We start from the raw sequence: 2286 nt of genomic DNA on the forward strand, positions 1-2286 counted from the left end.
GGTAAGCAGGAGATAATCACACGTTAGTAACGCCAAAATCGGGCCAAGTCACATCGCTAAGATGTGTCTTGGCCCGATTTTCTGTTGTTAGTCCAGATTGATGTTCCATGGCAAGTACGGCGCCAAGGTTGTCTCGTTCAGTTCAAATTCCGGCAACTGCGGAAGCTTTTCGAATAAACACTTCAAATACTTGAACACGTCCAGCTGATTGGCTTTGGCGGTTTCGCACAAAGTCATCATGTTCGCATTGGCCTTTGCGCCATCAACGCTGGTACTGAATAAGTAGTTCTTACGTCCAATCACCAAGTCTTTGACACTACGTTCGGTCGCATTATTACTCAAGTCGACTTCACCGTAGTCCATAAGTCGATCAAGATAGGTCCGCTGATTTTGGGCATACTTCACCGCTCTTCCCAATGCGCCTTTTGGCAACGCAGTGAGGCCATCGATCCACGACCAGAATTTCTTCATGAGCGGGGCGATATTCTTTATTCGAAAAGCTTGGCGCTCTCTTGCTGGCGCATGCTGGACCTGGCGCTCCAATGTGAACATGGTATCGATCATCTTCAATGGCACCGAGTCTTTGATGCCGTTTTTCAAGTGCACAGCGGCTTCATAGAATTTGCGTCGAACATGCGCCATACACCCAGTGCGCGTGATGGCCTTGTCCAGCTTGTTATAGCCTGAATAACCATCACACTGGAGCACACCGGAGAAGCCGTTGTACAACTCTTGGGCAAAGGCCCCGGCGCGAGTGGCATCATACGCGTAATAAACGCCAGGCTCACTGGATGACTGCACCGAACGTATCACCCACATGTAGCCGTGCGATCGACCCGATTTACGAGGATCACGGATCGCCTTATATGGCGTTTCGTCACCTTGTAAAAACGGCTGCGCCACCAGATGTTCCCGAATTAGATCAACCACCGGCTGGACGACGACCGAAGCTTTGGTCATCCAATTAGCGTAAGTGGTTTCGGGAAGATCAACACCGGCTCGCTTAAATTCTTTGGCTTGTCGATAAAGTGGTAAGGACAACCCATACTTATTATATGCAATGGTGGCGACCATTGATGCGGAACCCAAACTGTGGGCAATCAAAGGACGCGGTGCGTGACCTTGGAAGAATTGAGTATGATCCGTTTGTTTGGCGCAGGTCGCACACTTTTTGACTTCCTCGTAGATCTGGTGTCGATAGATCACTTGCGGAATAATGACGACTTCTTCTCGAACAAAGCGTTTGCCCGCGACTTCAAGTGGATGTCCTTGGGGACATTGATCATCATCACATGGAATAAGCGTCTCAATGATTGGAAGAGACTTGCTCAGTGTTTGTTTACGTGTGGCTTTGCTTTTCTTCGGTTCTTGTACTTGAGCTGCGGTTGCGCTCTGGTCGCTTTGATCCCCAGTGTGCTCTGGGACGAAGAAAACACTGGCATCCTCATTCAAGAAGGTACCTTGTTCAGAGTGGATCTCTTCTGAACGATTACCATACACATAACGTTGAAGTTGGGTAAGCTTCTCCAAAAGATCGGCGTTTTGTTCCTGTAATGCTTTAACTTGGTCACGTAGTTTGCTTAGCTCAGTTGTGTCGTTTGGCATCGCACTGCCACCATCCGTATTTGATGGTGTGAGTGTACCACTTAAAAACCTTATTGCCTAGCGCTTTTCACCTCTTTTTTTACTTGGACAAAATGGCCGGACACTCGCGTCTAAAGACCAGCCTGAAAGTAGCCGGGTCAGTTGCTTGGCATGTAGCTTTCTGACTTCATCTTGGGTTGTTGGCCACTGAATCCTACCATCTTCGATGCGCTTATACAAAAGCACAAAGCCGTCGCCGTCCCAGTAAAGGGCCTTGAACCGATCTTTACGGGTGCCGCAAAAAAGATATAAGGCGTGGTTGTATGGATTCAGCTCAAATTGCTCTTTCACGACATCGGCGAGGCCATCAATGCCGCGCCGCAAATCAGTTTTGCCACAAACCAAATAAATGCCACGAAGCTGGCGCATATCAATGAGCACGATCAAACACCGCCTTCATTAACGCGTCCAAAATGTAGCCTTGGATGTGGTTGTATACGATGACTGACTCATTGTCGGCCAACTTGATTTGAAGCGCCTTAGACGCCACTGCCGCTGAGCGAGCAGGGGTGTTGGGTTGATCCATCTTGATCTGGACGATATCGGGTTTATCTGCCATAAAAAATACCTCACCATAATTGATGAGGCTAGTGTACTGCGGGGAAACGGATTAGGAAATCCGTGCTGTTATCTCCTGCTTAC

3 protein-coding genes are annotated in these 2286 nt (G+C 48.6%); all 3 read right to left on the bottom strand.

The annotated features are described in order from the left end of the window. Positions 1 to 87: 87 nt before the first annotated feature. From tnpC to ACGG90_RS15425, 3 genes are read right to left on the bottom strand one after another with little or no spacing between them, the layout of a single operon-like run. Positions 88 to 1605 (bottom strand): IS66 family transposase, encoded by a 1518-nt coding sequence (gene tnpC, locus ACGG90_RS15415; RefSeq protein ID WP_259908773.1) that lies wholly within the window; start codon positions 1603 to 1605, stop codon positions 88 to 90. Between the two features lie 57 nt (positions 1606 to 1662). Then, on the bottom strand, positions 1663 to 2025 hold the full coding sequence (tnpB, locus tag ACGG90_RS15420; protein WP_123022984.1) for an IS66 family insertion sequence element accessory protein TnpB: 363 nt from the start codon (positions 2023 to 2025) through the stop codon (positions 1663 to 1665). Beyond that, positions 2015 to 2203, bottom strand: a complete 189-nt coding sequence (locus ACGG90_RS15425; protein WP_259908776.1) for a hypothetical protein — start codon at positions 2201 to 2203, stop codon at positions 2015 to 2017. Before ACGG90_RS15425 ends, tnpB begins: the two co-directional genes overlap by 11 nt. Between the last annotated feature and the right edge of the window lie 83 nt (positions 2204 to 2286).

The sequence above is a fragment of the Lacticaseibacillus jixiensis genome, assembly GCF_042847315.1.
Classification (GTDB): domain Bacteria; phylum Bacillota; class Bacilli; order Lactobacillales; family Lactobacillaceae; genus Lacticaseibacillus; species Lacticaseibacillus jixiensis.